This is a genomic window from Pseudomonas sp. IzPS59 (assembly GCF_014863505.1).
Classification (GTDB): Bacteria; Pseudomonadota; Gammaproteobacteria; order Pseudomonadales; family Pseudomonadaceae; genus Aquipseudomonas; species Aquipseudomonas kribbensis.
The window spans coordinates 2,733,187-2,749,098 of sequence record NZ_CP062251.1; the positions used below are offsets into that span (position 1 = coordinate 2,733,187).

Genomic DNA, 15,912 nt, shown 5'->3' on the forward strand with positions numbered 1-15,912 from the left:
CTCTGCAGGATCACGCATGAGTAAAACCAACGGCCCTCAACGCCATTTGCCGGTATTCCAGGCGTTGCTGATCACATTGGGCATGGTCATCACCACCGATATTCTCAAAACCGCGCCGACCGTTGCCTTGAACGTCGGGCCGGAACATTTCTATTGGGTCTGGGTCCTCGGCGGATTGGCGTCGATGGCCGGGGCCTTGTGCTTTGCCGAAATGGCCACCGCGTTTCCGCACCCGGGCGGTGACTATCATTTCCTGCGCACAGCGTATGGCGAGCGCATGGGTTTCTTGTTCGCCTGGTCGCGTTTTTCAGTGATGCACACCGGGTGGATCGCGTTGTCAGCGTTCATGTTTGCCGATTACTTCAACGCGGTTTTTCCGCTGGGACAGTACGGCTCGGGGTTGTTTGCCGGCGCGATCATTGCGGCATTGGTGCTGCTGAATCTGACGGGCAAGCACATCGGCTTCATCACCCAGACCGTGCTGGTCGGGCTGCTTGCCGTGGGCTTCCTGAGCATTGCCTGCGCTGGCGTGTGGCTAGTGTGGCAAGGCGTCGAGCCGCTTGCGCCGAGTGCGCCGGTCACGCCTGAACATACGGGAGCGGCAGGATTTTCCGCCGCGATGATCTTCGTGTTTCTGGCCTTCGGCGGCTGGAGCGATGCGGCGACGTTGTCCGCCGAAGTGCGCGATGGCCGACGGGGAATCTTCATCGCCATGCTCGGCGCGCTGACGGTGTTGATGGCGATCTATCTGGCGCTGAACTGGGCGTTCGTCCGAGGGCTGGGGTTCGAAGGGCTGGCGGCGAGCAATGCGCCCGCCGTGGAGTTATTGAATCGCGCTTTCGGTGCGCCGGGGGTGATGCTGATCCTGCTGATGGTCGGCATCGCCGCCATCGCCACCATCAATTCCACGCTGCTGGTCGGCGCCCGCACGACCTACGCCGCCGCTCGGGACGTGCCGCAACTGCGTCGCTTCGGCGAGTGGGACGAGCGCGATGGCGTCCCGCGCAAGGCCTTGCTGGCCGAAGGCGCCGTGGCGTTGCTGCTGGTGTTGTTCGGCAGTTTTACCCAGAGTGGCTTCAACACGATGGTTGAGTATCTGACGCCGGTGTACTGGTTGTTCCTGAGTTTGAGCAGTCTGGCGTTGATTATTCTGCGGCGGCGATTTCCCGAAGTGCCGCGGCCGGTCAGGGTGCCGCTTTATCCGATTTTGCCGCTGCTGTTTTTCGGGTTGTGTGTGTACATGTTGTATTCCAGCGTGACGGTGGTGGGGTTAGGGGCTTTTTTGGGGATCGGGGTTTTGCTGGTCGGGGCGCTGGTGCTGGCGGGGTTGAGCCGCCTGGTGTCGACACCTCGGCAAGCTCTGCAGCAGACAGCGGATTAGAACGATACCTGGGCTGGTTGCGACAAACGCAACACCGACAAATCCCCCGTAACCCGCTTGTAAGCCAGACGAATCGCCTCAATGTCGCGCTCACGTTTCGGGCTGCCTTCGTGCAGGATCACAATCACCTTGGTCGCCAGTCGCTCAGGCACTTTCGCGTCATGGTCCTTCCACTGCCCGTAGGCGTCCAGCACGGTGAAACCGTCCGGGAACCGCGACGTCACTTCCTGATCGAGAAACTCGCGCCAGCGCGCCGGGCTCACCACACCTTCCTTGCCTTCGATCGACCCCACCGAGAAATACAACTCGGTGCGCACCCACTGCGCCTGGGCCGGGCGCGTGGCATCGCCTTGCAGAGTTGAACTGGCGGGATCTTTGGTATGTACGGAGGAAGGAGGAGGCGTGGCACAACCGCTGATTGCCAGAAACAGTGCAGCCACCAACAGGCTTTTTTGCATGGAACGTCCTTTTTTATGAGTTGAGTGCAGACGAGAGCCATCATAAGGGGCATCAGTAATAGCGATAAAAGATTAAAAAATGGCCGTCTGCTTGATTTACGGAATAAGGAGATCAGCGAGAAAACCATGAAACTGCGTTTTCTCCGGGCACAAAAAAGGCGCATGAGCGATTAACTCATGCGCCTTTCATTCATTTGCTGGCGTTCAACACAATCCGATACCGCGCCTTGCCACTGCGCAGATGATCGACGGCTTCATTGACCTTGCTCATCGGAAATTCCTCGACCTGCGGCAGGATCTGATGCCGCGCGCAGAACTCCAGCATGGTCGCCGCCGTGGCAGGCGAACCTACCGGTGAGGCGGACAGGGACTTTTGCTGAGGGATGAGATTGAACACATGCACCGGAATCGCATCGGGCACGATGCCGACGAAGTGCAGCCGGCCTTTGCCGCGCAGGGTGGCGAGCATGGCCGTCCAGTCGAGATTGGCGTTGGCGGTGATCAGCAGGAAATCCAGAGTCCCGGCAATCGCCTTCAGCGCATCGCTGTCGGTGGAAGCGACGACCTTGTGCGCGCCCAGGCGTTTGGCTTCGTCCTGTTTGCTCAGTGACGAGGTGAACGCCGTGACGTCGCAGCCCCACGCATTGAGAAAGCGCAGCGCCAGGTGACCGAGGCCGCCGATGCCCACCACGCCGACCCGGTCGGTCGGCTTGATGTCGAACTCCACCAGCGGGTTGAACACCGTGGAACCGGCGCAGAACAACGGGCCGGCGAGGGCGGGGTCGAGGTTGTCCGGGAGTTTCAGCGCCCAGGCCCAGTGAGTGCGCAGCCGATCGGCGAAACCACCGTGGCTGCCGATGATCGTGGGTTTGGCGGTGGCGCAAAGGTGATGGGAGCCGCCGATACAGGAAGAGCAATGCATGCAGCTGCCCTTGTACCAGCCGATGCCCACCCGCTGGCCGACTTCCAAACCCCGAACCTGCGGGCCCGCGCGGACGATGCGGCCAACCACTTCGTGGCCGGGGATGAACGGGTATTGGCTGATGCCCCAATCGTTGTCGATCAGCGACTGGTCGGAGTGACAGACGCCGCAATATTCCACGGCGACTTCGACTTCTTCATCCCCGAGCGGGCCGGGATCGTAACTGTAACGCTCCAGCGGAGCGCCGGCCGAGGTGGCGGCCCATCCGGTAAACGTCGTCGGTTCGGTGTTATTGCTCACAGGACACCTCCAGGTCTGGCGCTGCGGGCGCAGCCTGAAGAGTCTAGCGGGTCATCGCGTATGCGCGAGCCAGGTGTCCAGCACGCGCCGGTCGAGTTCTTCCCAGTCCGCCATGCCCAGCACCCGCGTGGTGTTGAGGCCGCGCAGATAACCACGCAACTGATTGGCCACGGCCCGCACCGACTCCGAATCGTCCGCCGGCTGGCCCAGCACGGTTTCGTATTCGACGAGGTATTCGGCCACCCGGTCGCGGAATTCGGGCAGGACGGCATCGCGGATCAAATCAAAGGTTCGCACGGAAAATCCTCATTTGTTTTCGTTGTGATCGAGTGTGCAGCAGTCTGCACGCTGCGCAACTATTGGTTCAAGTAATAGTGACCATCAAGAAACGCAAGTTCTGCTTTGCGGCCGACAGGCGGAAAATCGCCTCCATCGAAACGCAGCTCAAGGAATTTGCGCGATGAAGACTCTGACCCGACTGGCTTTGGTCGCCCTGCTGATGGGCGGGGTAGCCACCACTGCACCGACTTACGCAGCCGACGCCGGTACGTGCCATTTTCTTCCCATCGGCGGCGCCAGCAGCGGACTGCAGCACTCGCAAACCGTGGGTGTGCTGTACAGCGAAAATACGCTGGAGAACCAGCAATACCTGGAGCGCTACCACGACGTGGCGGTGAACGGTGCCAAGGATGCGCTCGATGCGCGAATCCGTGAGGCCTTCGTCAACAGCTCCGATCCGGAACTGGCCATCGACTGGTTGATGAGCTCGCTGCAACAGCAGTTTCTCTCGGTGACGGTCTACGACAGCCTGGATCAACTGGTGCAGGCCCATCCCGACGTGGTGGTGATGCTCGACACCCACAACCGTCTGCTGACCCAGCGCAACAGCCAGGTCGAAGCGCGCTTCGCCGCACGCTTCTACGACGCCAACCTGCAATACATCGGCAAGGCCGAAGGTGCGGTGGAAAAGCAGATGTCTTCGGTGTGGGTCCACAACAAGGCAGCGCCCGAGATTGCAGCGCAGATTGAACAGCAACGGGATCTGCAATTCAGCGCCCTGAAGCAGTTCGATGACTCGCTCAAGGCCCTGGTGAGTGCTGGCTGAACACCCAAATCAAAAATCGCAAAGGCAGCGCCTGTGACGCTGAACGTTGCTTGAGAACCGAATCGTTTATTTTCAGGATTTTATCCATGCGTGCCTTTTTTATCCCTGCCATGGCTTCTGCCAGTTTGCTGCTGACCGCTTGCGCCTCCGCGCCGAATGACCCGACGCTGACTTTGCAGACTCACAAGACACCGGCCCAGTACGCCGAATGCGTCGTGCCGAAACTGCAGAACAGTGCGATGAACCCGACCGTCTCCCAGACCCAGCGCAGCTACCGGATCGTGGTGCCGAGCAAAGTGTCGGCGGACAACGTGCTGGAAGCCTACAAGGCGCAGGACGGCGGCAAGGTGTTCTTGTACGAGCGCCACCTGTTGGCGTCGAGTTTCATGCCGTCGAGTTTTGAACGGGCTGCCCAGGAGTGCCTGTAACGCCTGACGGTCAGCGCTTTTGACGATGCTCCTTTGGTTGGCCGCAACCAACCAATTCCTTTGCCCCGCATCTGGCGGGGCTTTTTTTGCCCGTCGTTTGACGCAGCAGACGCTACGCTGGATAGCGGGCAGGGTTTTCGGGAGAACAAGGATATGAAGAAGGACAGCGGTGGCGCGGCGACCGAGAATCCCTCGGCGCTGATCGACGCCAGAATCAATGAACTGAACGACTGGCGCGGCCAGAAACTGGCCGAGATCCGCGCGATCATTCACAAGGCGGATCCTGAGGTCGTCGAGGAGTGGAAGTGGCGGGGCGTTCCGGTCTGGTCACACAACGGCATCATCTGCACCGGAGAGACCTACAAGGCCGTGGTGAAAATGACCTTCGCCAAGGGCGCAGCGCTGGAGGATCCGTCGGGACTGTTCAACGCCAGTCTCGAAGGCAATACCCGGCGGGCGATTGACGTTCACGAAGACGACAAAATAGATGCAACGGCACTGAAAGCGCTGGTGCGTTCGGCGATTACGTTGAATTCGAAAAAATGATTTGCCGTTGAGGCAGAGATGAAGCGGAGGAGGGTGAAACGAGGAAAAAATGGCAGGGGCGGCTGGATTCGAACCAACGCATGGCAGGATCAAAACCTGCTGCCTTACCGCTTGGCGACGCCCCTGTAGCTATTGTGTTCAGTCCCGGGAGGACCTCTGCAACAGTGGGCGGCACTTTACCAGCGCTCTTGCGATCTGGGAACCCCTGAAGCAAATAAATTTCATGGAAAACAGCTACTTATTTCCCGGACGGTGTCGCCGGTCAGGTTTTTCGGGCTTTTCAGCGAACGCGGTCAAAGCCGGCGCGACCGCTGTAGCCCGAAAACCTGGCAAAGACCTGCCTCGACGAACCGATCAGTTGCCGTCTGCAACCTTGCGTTCAATTTCGTCGACCTTGCGTTGCAACTCCTCGGCGTCCTGCTCCTTGGTGCGGGTCGACGAGGGCGTGATGACCTCATCCACGCCGCGGGTATCGTCGTCCTGGTCCTCAAGATCGCGTTTCACCACATTGACCGGTTTGCCGGACGTATCAGTGGGCGGGGCTTTGCTGTCGTTGTTCATGGCGCTGACCTCCGTTGGCTTAAACGTTGGATGCAGCGCCATGGCGTGAGTTCGGGATTTTTCGCGGTGAGCGGTCGGACGGTAACCGGCTCAGCTCAACGTACTCGGCGCCACCCCCAGCAACCCTGTCAACGTGTTCATGATCGCCTGCTGACGGGCCCGGTCCGTCTGGTGTCTGGCCTCGGCGGCGGCGACGTCGGCGTGGCAGTGCGGGCAGATCGATTCATGTGGATGGATGTATTGCAGGCAACTGCGGCATAACGCGAGTTGCACCGGAATGCGTCCTTCCTCCGGCGATTTCTGGCCCTGATTGATCCACGCCAGTTTGATCACCTGGCCGCTGTCGCTGACGCTGCTGACTGGCTCGCCGGTGTCGATACGTTCGGTGATCAGGTCGAAACGGCCGACGGCGAAGGAGCGTTGCGCGGCGTCTTCGAGCTTGACGATGCGCTCGCGCAGTCCGCGCTTTTGCAGTTCCAGGGTGCGGTAATGGCAGTAAGGATTGTTGCCGGGTTTGCCCAGCAATGAGTGGGATGTCCAGGTGCAACCGCCCCGGCAGACATCGTTGTAGTAGCAGCTGCGGCAGTAGCCCCACAGATCGTCGACCGAGCGCAGACGGCCGAAGTGGATGCCTTCGCTGTAGTGCCAGATGTCGTGCAGGCTCATGTTGCGCACGTTGCCGCCGGAGAAGCCGACGGTCGCCAGTGACGGGCAGCCTTTCACCGTGCCGTCGGCTTCGAGCGCCAGCACGGTCTGACCGGCCGCGCAGCCGCTCCAGTGCACGCGCTCGTCACCGAAGCCGCGCCACAAATGTTCGTAAGGGCCGTAATAGCCGATGTTGTTGCCGACGTTCATCAGCAGGCCGCGATCCACGCCCTCGCGGTACAGCCGTGCGAGCAGCGGCATCACTTCCAGCAATTGATAGGGTTGCAACAGCAGTTCCGGGTGATCCACGGCATTGCCCATGGCCACTGTGATCTGGATCTGCCAGTGGGTGGCGCCGAGTTCGATGATGGTGTCCATCAACTCTGGCAAGTCTGGCAATGTGGCTGCGCCGATCTGGGTATTGACGCTCACCGCCAGCCCGGACGCCTTGGCCCGGCGCAGGGTATCGACCGCCTTGTCGAACGAACCGGGCACGTTGCGCACCTTGTCGTGCAACGGCGCGAGCCCATCCAGAGAAATCCCGACTCCGTTGAGTCCTGCATCGACCGCAGCCTGCATCTTCGCCGGCGTCAGGTTGCGTCCGCCGGTCTGGATCGCGCAGTACATGCCGTGGTCGTGGATGGCCTGGATCAGTTGCGTCCAGTCCTTGCGCAAATAGGCTTCGCCGCCGATCAGGGTGATCTCGCGGGTGCCGAGGGCAGCGAGGGAATCGATCACGTCGAGGCATTCACGGGTGTTCAGTTCATCGGGGCGTCGATGCCCCGCGCGCGAGCCGCAATGCAGGCATTTGAGGTCGCAGGCCAGGGTGATTTCCCAGACCACGTGCACCGGCACGTAGCGTTTGAGATCGGTGTCACTGAGGTAGCGGGCAGGGCGGATGTCTGTCATGGGAGATCCTTGCGCACGGTCCTGTGCGCGGCACGATTGGACTGACCTTGAAATCCGGCAAGACGCCGGGCGCGAAGGATCGCGCCCGGCGTATGCGGTTTAGCGTGCTTCCAGTCGGGCAATCTCCGCGTTCAGTTGCTCAAGGGCACTGCGCAATGCGCCTTCGTGGGCCAATTGCTGCTCACCCTGTTGCACGGCGGTCTTGAGCTGTGCCAGATCCCCGCTGGTCTGGGCCTGTTGCACGGCAACGGCGTACAGCGGCACATGTGGATGCGGCACCGGTTGCGGCTCCACGGTTTGAGCCTGATGCACCGCGACGTGTTTTACGACGTGCCATTGGCCTTGCTCTTCGTAGCGGTAGTCGGCAAAACCGCTGGCCCAGTCACCGCCGAGAATGCCTTTGAGATGGAAGGTCTGGGCGATCTGGCTGAGCGGGCCGCTCGGGCTGCCGGCCAGGTTGAGGATGATGTGGTTCTCGACCGCCGAGGTTAGCTTGACCTGGCTGTAGTCGCCCCAGACCTGAGCCCGAAAATTGACGGTAGGCCAGGTAGCCTGAAATACACTGGCCACGCCGCTGACTTTCTTGCTGACGGTGTTGACCAGCAGATCCAGGGTCAAGACAGGTGCGCCGAGTAAATCGTTTCTGACAATGAGGCGGGTATGGAAAAGTCCGATCGACATGATGCTGCTTCCTTGAATGATGATGGAGTCCAGTGGCCGATCAGCGACTTTGCAGGCGGCTGAGTTCGTTTTTTGCGGTATCCAGCGCGATCCGCAATTGCGGTAGCTGCTCCAGTTGTTGCTTGGCCAGTGCGGCCAGGCTTTTCATCTGGGCCAGGTCGCCGGCGGCGATGGCGCTCTGGATGGGGGCGGCGTACAGCGGCATGATCGGACGGTGTGGCTGGATCACGGGGCCGGGATGGAAAGGCTGAAAGGCTTTAGATGGCACCGACTCGACCAGATGTGCCGGGGCATTGGTGACTTCGATCCATTGAGAACCGTTGTAGTACTCGTAATTGGCGACACCTTCTCTCCAGTCAGTACCGACTACCAGCCGGATCTTGAAGTTGACGATGGAGTTGGAGCCTGGACCACCATGATTGCCCTGGGCGGTGATCAGGATCTTGCTGACACCAGGAGACATGACTGTGAGATAGGTGTACTCACCCCATACATCGGAATGCAGGTCGAGCGGCGGATTGACGGCTTGGGTGATGGTGGCATTGCCGTTGACTTGCTCCTGAGGCGTTGAAACCAGGAGGTTGAGTACCAGGCTTGGTGCGCCAGGCAGCCCGGTGCTGATCCGGTAGCTCACCGGAAACAGACCGACGTTTTGTTGCGAAACAGAACCAGACATGTGAATTGCCTCCATTGCAATGTGGTTGATGGCCTTAGTGTTTTTCCAGACGGGAAACTTCTTTGGCCAGTTTTTCGTACGCGGTTTGCAGCTCCTTCGCTTCCGGCTTCGTTGAATCGCGCTGCTTCAACAAAGTCTTCATCTGTTGCAGATCGCCGCCCGTGATGGCGCTCTGGATGGCGACGCCGTAAGGCGGCATGTTGTGTTTTGAGCCAGTCATATCGAGGGTTTCCTCGTGGTGGTTGCCGAACATCCCCTTCAGGCGAGGGGCGTCTTTCCTGACAGGCAGGCGACAGCCAGCGGCAGGAATCACTGGCGACAGTGGTGCCTGGCGAGGTGAAGGCCTGATCCGTCCGGATCCGTCAAATCGTGGTGACTGAAGGGGCGCCGATGCGACGCCGCGGGCGTCAGCCGAAACCGTCCGGTCTGCTGTCCGGCCTGCTGTTCTGAGTCGGGAGGCGCGTCTGCCGTGGCAGAGGGCAAGAGAAGTTCGCCTGTACGTTGGTCATCTTTCTGTCCTTGATAGAAAGCAACGAAACACAGGGATAGGTTGTTCACTCATCAAGAGTGCATTAACCCGCAAGCACAAAAACCATCCCTGATTTTTCTTCCAGTGCTGCTGATGGCGTTCGTCGAGAGACGTTTGCCAAGTGGCCAGCATATCGCCAGCCACGCAACCCTAGCCCTGTTTGTGGGGGGCTGCCAGAAAAAGCGCCGAACGGTCATGGCCGCTGCTATCCTGCGCGAATCATGAAGCAGGCAGTGGATGAGCGCGCTGTATGAACACGAATCGTGACCAGTTTCCCTTGCCCGAAGACCTCAAGGTATTCCTGACGGTCATCCGCAAGAACAGCTTTGCCAGCGCCGCCGATGAGTTGGGCTATTCGCCGGCCTACGTCAGCAAACGCATCGCGGTGCTCGAAAGGACGCTCTCGACAAAACTGTTGCACCGTACCACCCGGCGCATCGCCCTGACCGACGATGGCGAGCGGGTACGGGTCTGGGCGGAAAAGCTGCTGGGGGACTTCGATGATTTCCTCGGCGAGATGGCCCAGGCCCGGCACCAGCCAGCCGGGTCGCTGCACATTTGCAGCAGCTTCGGTTTCGGCCGCAATCACGTCGCACCGGCGATCAGCCAACTGGCCCGTACCTGCCCGAAGCTCGACATCCGCCTGGACGTATTTGACCGCGTTGTCGACCTGGTGGGCGAGGGCTTCGACCTGGAAATCCTCGTCGGCGATGACCTGCCGGGCCAGCACCTGGCGCGCAAACTGGTCAGCAACCGGCGGGTGCTCTGCGCCACGCCGGACTACCTTGAGCGCCGGGGCACGCCGCAAACCCTTGACGACCTGCAAGACCACGATTGCCTGGTGCTGAAGGAACGCAACAATGCGTTCGGCATCTGGGAACTCACCAAGGACGGGCAGCAGGAATCGGTGCGGGTCAGCGGCCCGCTGTCCTCCAACAGTGGCGAAATCGTCATGGAGTGGGCCTTGAGCGGCGGCGGGATTCTGTTGCGCTCGATGTGGGACGTCAAACCGATGCTCGAACAGGGGCGGTTGGTGCAGGTGCTGGCGGATTACACCCAGAGTGCCAACGTCTGGGCGGTGTACCCGACGCGGCTCAGCGAGTCGGCCAAGCTGCGGGTCTGCGTGGAGTTTCTCGAAGAGTATTTCCGCGACTTGTCCGTCGAATGAAAAAACCGGGTGATTCAGTGAGCCACCCGGTTTTTTGTGTTCAGCCCAGCCAGGGATTTTCTGCCAGATGTCGCGCTTCAAACGCACGAATTTGTTCGGCCCGTTGCAGCGTCGTGCCGATGGCGTCCAGCCCCAGCAACAGTGACTGTTTGCGCAACTCATCAATCTCGAAAGCGATCCGTGTTCCGTCTGCCAGTTCGATGGTCTGCTCGGGCAAGTTCACGCGGATATGCGCGGTCGCCGGAACGCTGATGACTTCGGCGATTTGCTTGAGCTGTCCGGCATCGAGCTGAATCGCCAACACGCCGTTGCGCTGACAGTTGTCGTAGAAGATCCCGGCAAACGTGGTGCCGATCAGCGCCCGGATCCCGACCTGCTTCAAGCCCCAAACCGCATGCTCACGGCTGGAACCGCAGCCGAAATTCGGTCCAGTCACCAGAAACGCCGCGTCCTGCCAGGCGGGCTGATTGAGCACGAACTCGGGATTGGGCGCACCCGAGGCCAGAAAACGCAGATCGAAGAACAGCCCCCGATCCAGCCCCTGACGATCGATGCCCTTGAGGAACTGCTTGGGCATGATCACGTCGGTGTCGATGTTGGCCGCCAGAAACGGCGCGGCGCTGCCGCTGATGGTGGTGAACGGTTGCATGGCTCAAACTCCCGGCGCGAAGGCGCGAACGTCAGTCAAATGTCCGGTGATGGCGGCTGCGGCGACCATCGCCGGGCTCATCAGATGAGTGCGCGCACCGGCGCCTTGACGACCTTCGAAGTTGCGATTGGTGCTGGACGCGCAGCGATCCCCCGGCGCGAGCACGTCGTCGTTCATCGCCAGGCACATCGAGCAGCCCGATTGCCGCCATTCGAAACCGGCGTCGCGAAAGATCTGCGCCAGCCCTTCGTCTTCCGCCTGATCGCGCACCTGCGTCGAGCCGGGCACGATCATCGCCCGCACGTGGGGCGCCACGTGCTTGCCGCGCACCACGCGGGCAACGTCACGCAAGTCTTCGATCCGCGCATTGGTGCAGGAGCCGATGAAGGCGTGACTGATCACCACTTCGCTCAGCGGCGTGCCGGGTGTCAGGCCCATGTAATCGAGGGCGCGTTGCAGACCCTGACGCAGAATCGGGTCGGGCTGGCTGGCCGGGTCCGGCACTCGTCCGCCGACCGGAGCGGCCTGATCCGGGCTGGTGCCCCAGGTGACCATCGGTTCCACAGCCGAGATATCAAGGCTGACTTCACTGTCGAACACCGCGCCATGGTCGCTGTGCAGGCCTTTCCAGCGCTCGACCGCTTGCTCCCAGAGTTCGCCTTTCGGCGCACGCGGCTTGAGTTGCAGATAGGCGAAGACCTTGTCGTCCGGCGCCATGAACGCCCCACGGGCGCCGGCCTCCACGGCCATGTTGCAGATGGTCATGCGTGCTTCGACGCTGAGGTCGCTGATCGCCGGGCCGGTGAATTCGATGGCATAACCGGTGGCTCCCGAAGCACCGATCTGCTCGATCAGCGCCATGATGATGTCTTTCGACGTGACGCCCGCACCAAGCTCCCCGTTCACCGTCACCCGCATGGTTTTCAGGCGCTTATAGACCAGGGTCTGCGTCGCCAGCAGGTGCTCGATTTCCGAGGTGCCGATGCCGAAACCGAAGGCGCCCAGCGCACCGTAAGTGGTGGTGTGGCTGTCACCGGCCGCCACCACCATGCCCGGCAAAATGAAACCCTGTTCCGGCGCCACGACGTGTTCGATGCCCTGGCGCTTGTCCAGCACATCGAACAGCTCGATGCCGAAGTCGCGGCAATTCTCTTCGAAATACGACACCTGCCGCGCACCGCCGGCGTCGGGCATGGTCGCGATGCGCATCGGCGCCGTGGGGTTCACATGATCGACCACCGCCAACGTGGCCGCCGGGCGCCAGACCTCGCGTCCTGCGTCGCGCAATCCGCTGAAAGCCTGGGGGCTGGTGTATTCGTTGGCGACCTGGCGGTCGATGTAAAGCAGCACGTGGCCCTGATCGTCGAGATCGCAGACGGTGTGGCTGTCGATGTGTTTCTGGTACAGGGTTCTCGGGCTGGGCATGGTGTTGGCTCTTTTCTGTCAGTGCAAAAACAACGTACGGACAGAGTCATTGATCGCCGAAACGGCATCAAGAGCGCTTCGGTGATGCCATAGGACACGAAATGTGAACAGTCAAAGCATCAGCGGCGATTGAAATTACTGCTTTGGCGTGCGAGCAGCATCGCCGCTATCTCCTGCAATCAGCAAACGCTTCAGTAGTTCTCGCTCGTCTGCACTTGGAACCACCCCTCGGGTTTCGCCCTCCAGAACGACAACACCATCCTCGTTGGTCAAGGTGACGACTGCCGTCGCGCGTCCTTTGCTATCTAATTCCGTGATCAGCCAAACGCATGTCACCGTGTCTCCCGGATAAACCGGACGCTTGAAATTAAAAGTCATCGACGCCGCCAGCCAGCCGATCTGACCACCAATTTCAGTAACCAGGCTGGCCGTCAGCAACCCATGCGAGACGGGCGCCTTGAAGTGACGAGCCTGAGCGAAGCGCTGGTCGAAATGCACGGGATTGTAGTCGCGGGAAATCTGCGCAAAACGCAGGATGTCTTCGACCGAGAAGCAGCGGGAGAGGGTGAACCGGTCGCCGATTTTCAGACCGTCGGCCGAGTGTTGCCTGAAACTTTTCATCGATGGTTTTTATCCTGTGCACGATCAAGAGGAAATGCATGCTCGGGCCCCGGAAACCTCCCCGTTTGCACATCGTCGGCGAAGTCGCGGGCCGCGCCGAGCAGCACACCGCGAAGATCGGCGTATTGCTTGACGAATCTGGGCAGGTGCCCGGTTCTCAACCCCGCCATGTCCTGCCAGACCAACACTTGAGCATCGCAGCCCACGCCAGCGCCGATGCCAACGGCGGTATGGAAACATTGTTTCGGCGTGGCCTGATATGAACCGAACGGGAGGTCGGCGATCACCAGAGGTCTGCGCGTCGTCCGGCTGACGGCACGCACCAGAGGGAGCAACTCATCAACCGTCATAGGCAATGTCGACTCATGGCCGAAGACGTTGTTGGAGGCCGAGTCACCCACCAGCAAAACGGGAATTGCGGCCTCTTCGAAGATGCTCGCGGCGTACATGTCGTAGGCCGTGAGCATCGCCCATTTCTGGCCGAGCACCTTCATTTGCTGAAGATGAGGAATGCGAACGCGTGAGTGCAGGTTCTGGTTGTTGCCATAGGGCGAGGTTGTGTCACTCATGGTTGTGCCTTTTGTGAGCGTCATTTTCAGGTGGGTATCTGTTCTGCCAGCAGAAACGCTGCGATCAACACCATGATTGCGCCAGAAAGGCGACTGACGAATCGCGCAGCCACGGGACGTGCCTGTAGAACAGAACGCGAGCCGAATCCGACCAACAGGTAAATCACCCCACAGCTGAAAGCGTGTAAAAGCCCCAGCGCCATGATCTGTATCGGCACCGGCCATGCCGCTGTCGGGTCGGTAAATTGCGGCAGCAGGGCCAGGAACAAAAGAAAGACCTTGGGATTGAGGCCGCTGACGCAGGCACCCTTGATCGTCCAGCGTGACCAGGAACCCGACGTCTGATTCTCTGCCGCTTCGGGCGTGGAAGGATTGCGCAACATGTTGATGCCCAGCCACAGCAGATAAAGGCTGCCGGCGATCGTCAGTATCGAGAGGGCGAGGGGATTGCTCGCCACCAGCCCTCCGACACCGGCCGCCACTACCAGCGTTGCAAGCAAATGCCCGATCAGTAATCCCGCCACGGCGGGCAGCACGACACGGCCAACCAGACCCGCCGAAATGGCGTATGCCCAGTCTGCACCGGGGGTGATTACGAACAGAAACGAAACCGCCCAGAAGGCGGCGAACAGACTCAGGGACATCTTTTATCTCGTAAACAGTGGGCTTTTGGCGTGCAACGTTCACGAAAAAGAATATTGGAATCGGGCTAGAATCTTTTCCCAAATATTCCAGCAGTGGCAGTGTGATGTGGGAGAAAAGCGTTAATGGACAGAATTGATCAGAAGATTCTTGCCGAGCTGCAAGCCGACGGTCGTCTGTCGATCACAGAACTGGCTGATCGGGTCGGGCTCAGCCTGTCTCCTTGCCATCGTCGGGTTCGGGCGCTCGAAGAGAGCGGGGTGATCATCGGCTATCGCGCGCAACTGGCGCCGGGCGCGCTGGGGCTGAACTTTTCGGCGATGGTGTTTGTGACGCTGCGCGAGGGCAATCGCCAGGCGGTTGAGGCGTTTGAAGACGCAGTGACGCAGATCCCGCAAATCGTCGAAGCGCAACGACTGTTCGGTGAGCCCGACTACTTGCTGCATATCGTCGCGCGGGATCTGCCGGCCTTTCAGCAGCTCTATGACGAGCGCTTGTCGACCTTGCCCAATGTCCAGCGACTGACTTCTACGCTGGTGATGAAACGGGTGATTCAGGATCGTTCGCTACCGCTTTGAACGACAGAGAACGGTTACTCGGTGGCGTCAAAGGCCTTGTGGTAGCTGACGACACCGATTGGCAACTCCCCACCAAACGCCAACGCCTGAAAGTACTCCGCCGGAATCCCCGGCAACTCCAGACCCGCATGGGCCTTGAAGCCGAAACGACCGTAATAGCCCGGATCGCCAAGCACCACGCAGCCAACGCCGCCGATGCGCTGCAACTCCGCCAGCGAGTCTTTCATCAGCGCCGAGCCGATGCCTTGCTGCTGGCGGGTCGGGCACACGGAGATCGGGCCCAGGCCATACCAGCCTTGAGTGCCGGAGGAAATCGTTACAGGTGAAATGGCCACATGGCCAACCACCGTGTCGTTCTCGACGGCCACCAGCGAAACGCTTAGCTGACCGGCGCGGCGCAAGGCGTTGACGATGAATTGTTCGGTGTGGCTGGAGTGTTCTTCGTGCTGGAACGCGGCCTCGGTGATTCGGGCGATGGCGTCGATGTCTTCGGGGCGTTCGTTGCGGACGGTGATGTTTGTATTCATGCGTTCTCGGGTATCCCGGTCGATCAGGGTCCGAAGGGTTTCGAACAGCGGATCGGCGTTGGTGTATTGCTTGCCGTAGGCCAGGTTGAAGCCATAGTCGAAGTCTGGCGGATTCTTCCCTTGAGTGTGTTGTAAAAGTGTTTCCAGCTTGTCCAGTGCCTTCACGGCTTTGGCTTCGGGAGAACCGGCGTTTTCGTAGTCGTCCCAGAGCGCGAGGATTTCGCTTCTCAGCGCGTCGTCCAGAGAGCGGGTGAGCAGCAGCAAGTCATTGCGCTCCTGTTCGCCCTTGTCGGGAAAACCGGCTTGATCGACCGCCGGAATGTCACCGTTGATGGCCTCGCCGAGGTCGTGGATGACGCACATCTTCAGGACTTTCAGCATGTCGAGCCCGGCGAGGTCGTCGGCGAACACGATCGCCATCAGGCACAGACGCCAGCTGTGTTCGGCGGTGCTTTCGCTGCGACCGGAGGACGTGTGCGCGCTTCTGAGGACGTCCTTGAGCCGTTCCGCTTCGCGCAGGAAGTCGAGGCGTCCCTTGATTTTTTCGAGGTTCATACGGTGGCCGAAGTAAAGAGAGCAGGGCTCAAAGCCT

The 15,912-nt window shown here is 60.4% G+C and carries 20 protein-coding genes, 1 tRNA gene and 1 pseudogene; 6 read left to right on the top strand and 16 right to left on the bottom strand.

Annotated elements, in window-relative coordinates; translation table 11 throughout:
- Positions 1-16: 16 nt before the first annotated feature.
- Entirely contained in the window at positions 17-1,381 is a 1,365-nt protein-coding gene (locus IF189_RS12140) for an APC family permease (RefSeq protein WP_192553390.1), read from the top strand.
- On the opposite strand, the gene IF189_RS12145 is transcribed toward IF189_RS12140, so the two are convergent.
- From IF189_RS12145 to IF189_RS12155, 3 genes are all read right to left on the bottom strand, one after another.
- The gene (locus IF189_RS12145; RefSeq protein ID WP_192553391.1) at positions 1,378-1,839 is read right to left on the bottom strand and encodes a DUF3574 domain-containing protein; all 462 of its coding nucleotides are present in this window, start codon (positions 1,837-1,839) and stop codon (positions 1,378-1,380) included. The two genes, IF189_RS12140 and IF189_RS12145, sit on opposite strands and share 4 nt — an antisense overlap.
- Before the next feature lie 190 nt (positions 1,840-2,029).
- Positions 2,030-3,061 carry an NADPH-dependent aldehyde reductase Ahr gene (gene ahr / locus IF189_RS12150; RefSeq protein ID WP_192553392.1) on the bottom strand — a complete coding sequence of 344 codons (1,032 nt, stop codon included), beginning with the start codon at positions 3,059-3,061 and terminating at the stop codon, positions 2,030-2,032.
- Positions 3,062-3,112: 51 nt separating this feature from the next.
- Entirely contained in the window at positions 3,113-3,358 is a 246-nt protein-coding gene (locus IF189_RS12155) for a hypothetical protein (protein ID WP_085708437.1), read from the bottom strand.
- A gap of 163 nt (positions 3,359-3,521) precedes the next feature.
- On the opposite strand from IF189_RS12155, the gene IF189_RS12160 reads away from it, so the two are divergent.
- The 3 genes from IF189_RS12160 to IF189_RS12170 all read left to right on the top strand — a co-directional run bounded on the left by IF189_RS12160 (position 3,522) and on the right by IF189_RS12170 (position 5,140).
- A complete protein-coding gene (locus tag IF189_RS12160) occupies positions 3,522-4,166 on the top strand; it encodes an ATPase (protein WP_134826560.1) in 645 nt (214 codons plus the stop codon).
- Between the two features lie 86 nt (positions 4,167-4,252).
- A complete protein-coding gene (locus tag IF189_RS12165; RefSeq protein WP_134826561.1) occupies positions 4,253-4,594 on the top strand; it encodes a hypothetical protein in 342 nt (113 codons plus the stop codon).
- Positions 4,595-4,747: 153 nt separating this feature from the next.
- Positions 4,748-5,140 (top strand): DUF1801 domain-containing protein, encoded by a 393-nt coding sequence (locus IF189_RS12170; protein ID WP_134826562.1) that lies wholly within the window; start codon positions 4,748-4,750, stop codon positions 5,138-5,140.
- 50 nt (positions 5,141-5,190) lie between these two features.
- Here the strand turns inward: IF189_RS12170 and IF189_RS12175 are convergent.
- The 6 genes from IF189_RS12175 to IF189_RS12200 form a co-directional block, all read right to left on the bottom strand.
- Positions 5,191-5,265: transfer RNA gene (locus IF189_RS12175), tRNA-Gln, on the bottom strand.
- Between the two features lie 229 nt (positions 5,266-5,494).
- On the bottom strand, positions 5,495-5,701 hold the full coding sequence (locus tag IF189_RS12180) for a hypothetical protein (protein WP_192553393.1): 207 nt from the start codon (positions 5,699-5,701) through the stop codon (positions 5,495-5,497).
- Between the two features lie 90 nt (positions 5,702-5,791).
- Positions 5,792-7,255 (bottom strand): GDL motif peptide-associated radical SAM/SPASM maturase, encoded by a 1,464-nt coding sequence (locus IF189_RS12185; protein WP_134826564.1) that lies wholly within the window; start codon positions 7,253-7,255, stop codon positions 5,792-5,794.
- Positions 7,256-7,354: 99 nt separating this feature from the next.
- The gene (locus IF189_RS12190) at positions 7,355-7,936 is read right to left on the bottom strand and encodes a DUF1842 domain-containing protein (protein WP_119429119.1); all 582 of its coding nucleotides are present in this window, start codon (positions 7,934-7,936) and stop codon (positions 7,355-7,357) included.
- A gap of 40 nt (positions 7,937-7,976) precedes the next feature.
- A complete protein-coding gene (locus tag IF189_RS12195; RefSeq protein ID WP_134826565.1) occupies positions 7,977-8,612 on the bottom strand; it encodes a DUF1842 domain-containing protein in 636 nt (211 codons plus the stop codon).
- Between the two features lie 34 nt (positions 8,613-8,646).
- Positions 8,647-8,832, bottom strand: coding sequence for a DUF1843 domain-containing protein (locus tag IF189_RS12200; protein ID WP_085708738.1), 186 nt, complete (start codon positions 8,830-8,832; stop codon positions 8,647-8,649).
- A 559-nt stretch (positions 8,833-9,391) separates the two neighbouring features.
- On the opposite strand from IF189_RS12200, the gene IF189_RS12205 reads away from it, so the two are divergent.
- Entirely contained in the window at positions 9,392-10,309 is a 918-nt protein-coding gene (locus IF189_RS12205) for a LysR substrate-binding domain-containing protein (protein ID WP_192553394.1), read from the top strand.
- A gap of 40 nt (positions 10,310-10,349) precedes the next feature.
- On the opposite strand, the gene leuD is transcribed toward IF189_RS12205, so the two are convergent.
- The 5 genes from leuD to IF189_RS12230 all read right to left on the bottom strand — a co-directional run bounded on the left by leuD (position 10,350) and on the right by IF189_RS12230 (position 14,217).
- Positions 10,350-10,958: a 3-isopropylmalate dehydratase small subunit gene (gene leuD / locus IF189_RS12210; RefSeq protein ID WP_134826567.1), complete on the bottom strand. Its 609-nt coding sequence runs from the start codon at positions 10,956-10,958 to the stop codon at positions 10,350-10,352.
- Positions 10,959-10,961: 3 nt separating this feature from the next.
- Positions 10,962-12,383 carry a 3-isopropylmalate dehydratase large subunit gene (gene leuC / locus IF189_RS12215; RefSeq protein ID WP_134826568.1) on the bottom strand — a complete coding sequence of 474 codons (1,422 nt, stop codon included), beginning with the start codon at positions 12,381-12,383 and terminating at the stop codon, positions 10,962-10,964.
- A 135-nt stretch (positions 12,384-12,518) separates the two neighbouring features.
- Complete coding sequence (locus IF189_RS12220) at positions 12,519-13,004, bottom strand: MaoC family dehydratase (RefSeq protein WP_134826569.1); 486 nt, start codon at positions 13,002-13,004, stop codon at positions 12,519-12,521.
- Positions 13,001-13,573, bottom strand: coding sequence for a 3-methyl-2-oxobutanoate hydroxymethyltransferase (locus IF189_RS12225; RefSeq protein WP_192553395.1), 573 nt, complete (start codon positions 13,571-13,573; stop codon positions 13,001-13,003). The genes IF189_RS12220 and IF189_RS12225 overlap by 4 nt, the downstream gene beginning before the upstream one ends.
- A gap of 26 nt (positions 13,574-13,599) precedes the next feature.
- Positions 13,600-14,217: a LysE family translocator gene (locus IF189_RS12230; RefSeq protein ID WP_134826571.1), complete on the bottom strand. Its 618-nt coding sequence runs from the start codon at positions 14,215-14,217 to the stop codon at positions 13,600-13,602.
- 123 nt (positions 14,218-14,340) lie between these two features.
- On the opposite strand from IF189_RS12230, the gene IF189_RS12235 reads away from it, so the two are divergent.
- On the top strand, positions 14,341-14,793 hold the full coding sequence (locus tag IF189_RS12235; RefSeq protein WP_134826572.1) for an Lrp/AsnC family transcriptional regulator: 453 nt from the start codon (positions 14,341-14,343) through the stop codon (positions 14,791-14,793).
- A gap of 14 nt (positions 14,794-14,807) precedes the next feature.
- Here IF189_RS12235 and IF189_RS28990 read toward each other — a convergent pair whose 3' ends face one another.
- A complete protein-coding gene (locus IF189_RS28990) occupies positions 14,808-15,320 on the bottom strand; it encodes a GNAT family N-acetyltransferase (protein WP_240789135.1) in 513 nt (170 codons plus the stop codon).
- Positions 15,318-15,875 (bottom strand): annotated as a pseudogene (locus IF189_RS28995) (HD domain-containing protein); the annotation flags it as partial. The pseudogene IF189_RS28995 and the gene IF189_RS28990, both read right to left, overlap by 3 nt.
- Positions 15,876-15,912 lie beyond the last annotated feature (37 nt).

Excerpts from the sequence above, each read along its gene's own strand:
- IF189_RS12165 (WP_134826561.1), top strand. The coding sequence starts at position 4,253 with ATGCGTGCCTTTTTTATCCCTGCCATGGCTTCTGCCAGTTTGCTGCTG.
- IF189_RS12160 (WP_134826560.1), top strand. The coding sequence starts at position 3,522 with ATGAAGACTCTGACCCGACTGGCTTTGGTCGCCCTGCTGATGGGCGGG.
- IF189_RS12145 (WP_192553391.1), bottom strand. The coding sequence starts at position 1,839 with ATGCAAAAAAGCCTGTTGGTGGCTGCACTGTTTCTGGCAATCAGCGGT.
- IF189_RS12180 (WP_192553393.1), bottom strand. The coding sequence starts at position 5,701 with ATGAACAACGACAGCAAAGCCCCGCCCACTGATACGTCCGGCAAACCG.
- IF189_RS12230 (WP_134826571.1), bottom strand. The coding sequence starts at position 14,217 with ATGTCCCTGAGTCTGTTCGCCGCCTTCTGGGCGGTTTCGTTTCTGTTC.
- leuC (WP_134826568.1), bottom strand. The coding sequence starts at position 12,383 with ATGCCCAGCCCGAGAACCCTGTACCAGAAACACATCGACAGCCACACC.
- IF189_RS12205 (WP_192553394.1), top strand. The coding sequence starts at position 9,392 with ATGAACACGAATCGTGACCAGTTTCCCTTGCCCGAAGACCTCAAGGTA.
- IF189_RS12170 (WP_134826562.1), top strand. The coding sequence starts at position 4,748 with ATGAAGAAGGACAGCGGTGGCGCGGCGACCGAGAATCCCTCGGCGCTG.
- leuD (WP_134826567.1), bottom strand. The coding sequence starts at position 10,958 with ATGCAACCGTTCACCACCATCAGCGGCAGCGCCGCGCCGTTTCTGGCG.
- IF189_RS12190 (WP_119429119.1), bottom strand. The coding sequence starts at position 7,936 with ATGTCGATCGGACTTTTCCATACCCGCCTCATTGTCAGAAACGATTTA.
- IF189_RS12235 (WP_134826572.1), top strand. The coding sequence starts at position 14,341 with ATGGACAGAATTGATCAGAAGATTCTTGCCGAGCTGCAAGCCGACGGT.
- IF189_RS12225 (WP_192553395.1), bottom strand. The coding sequence starts at position 13,573 with ATGAGTGACACAACCTCGCCCTATGGCAACAACCAGAACCTGCACTCA.
- IF189_RS12195 (WP_134826565.1), bottom strand. The coding sequence starts at position 8,612 with ATGTCTGGTTCTGTTTCGCAACAAAACGTCGGTCTGTTTCCGGTGAGC.
- IF189_RS28990 (WP_240789135.1), bottom strand. The coding sequence starts at position 15,320 with ATGAATACAAACATCACCGTCCGCAACGAACGCCCCGAAGACATCGAC.
- IF189_RS12185 (WP_134826564.1), bottom strand. The coding sequence starts at position 7,255 with ATGACAGACATCCGCCCTGCCCGCTACCTCAGTGACACCGATCTCAAA.
- IF189_RS12200 (WP_085708738.1), bottom strand. The coding sequence starts at position 8,832 with ATGACTGGCTCAAAACACAACATGCCGCCTTACGGCGTCGCCATCCAG.
- IF189_RS12140 (WP_192553390.1), top strand. The coding sequence starts at position 17 with ATGAGTAAAACCAACGGCCCTCAACGCCATTTGCCGGTATTCCAGGCG.
- IF189_RS12220 (WP_134826569.1), bottom strand. The coding sequence starts at position 13,004 with ATGAAAAGTTTCAGGCAACACTCGGCCGACGGTCTGAAAATCGGCGAC.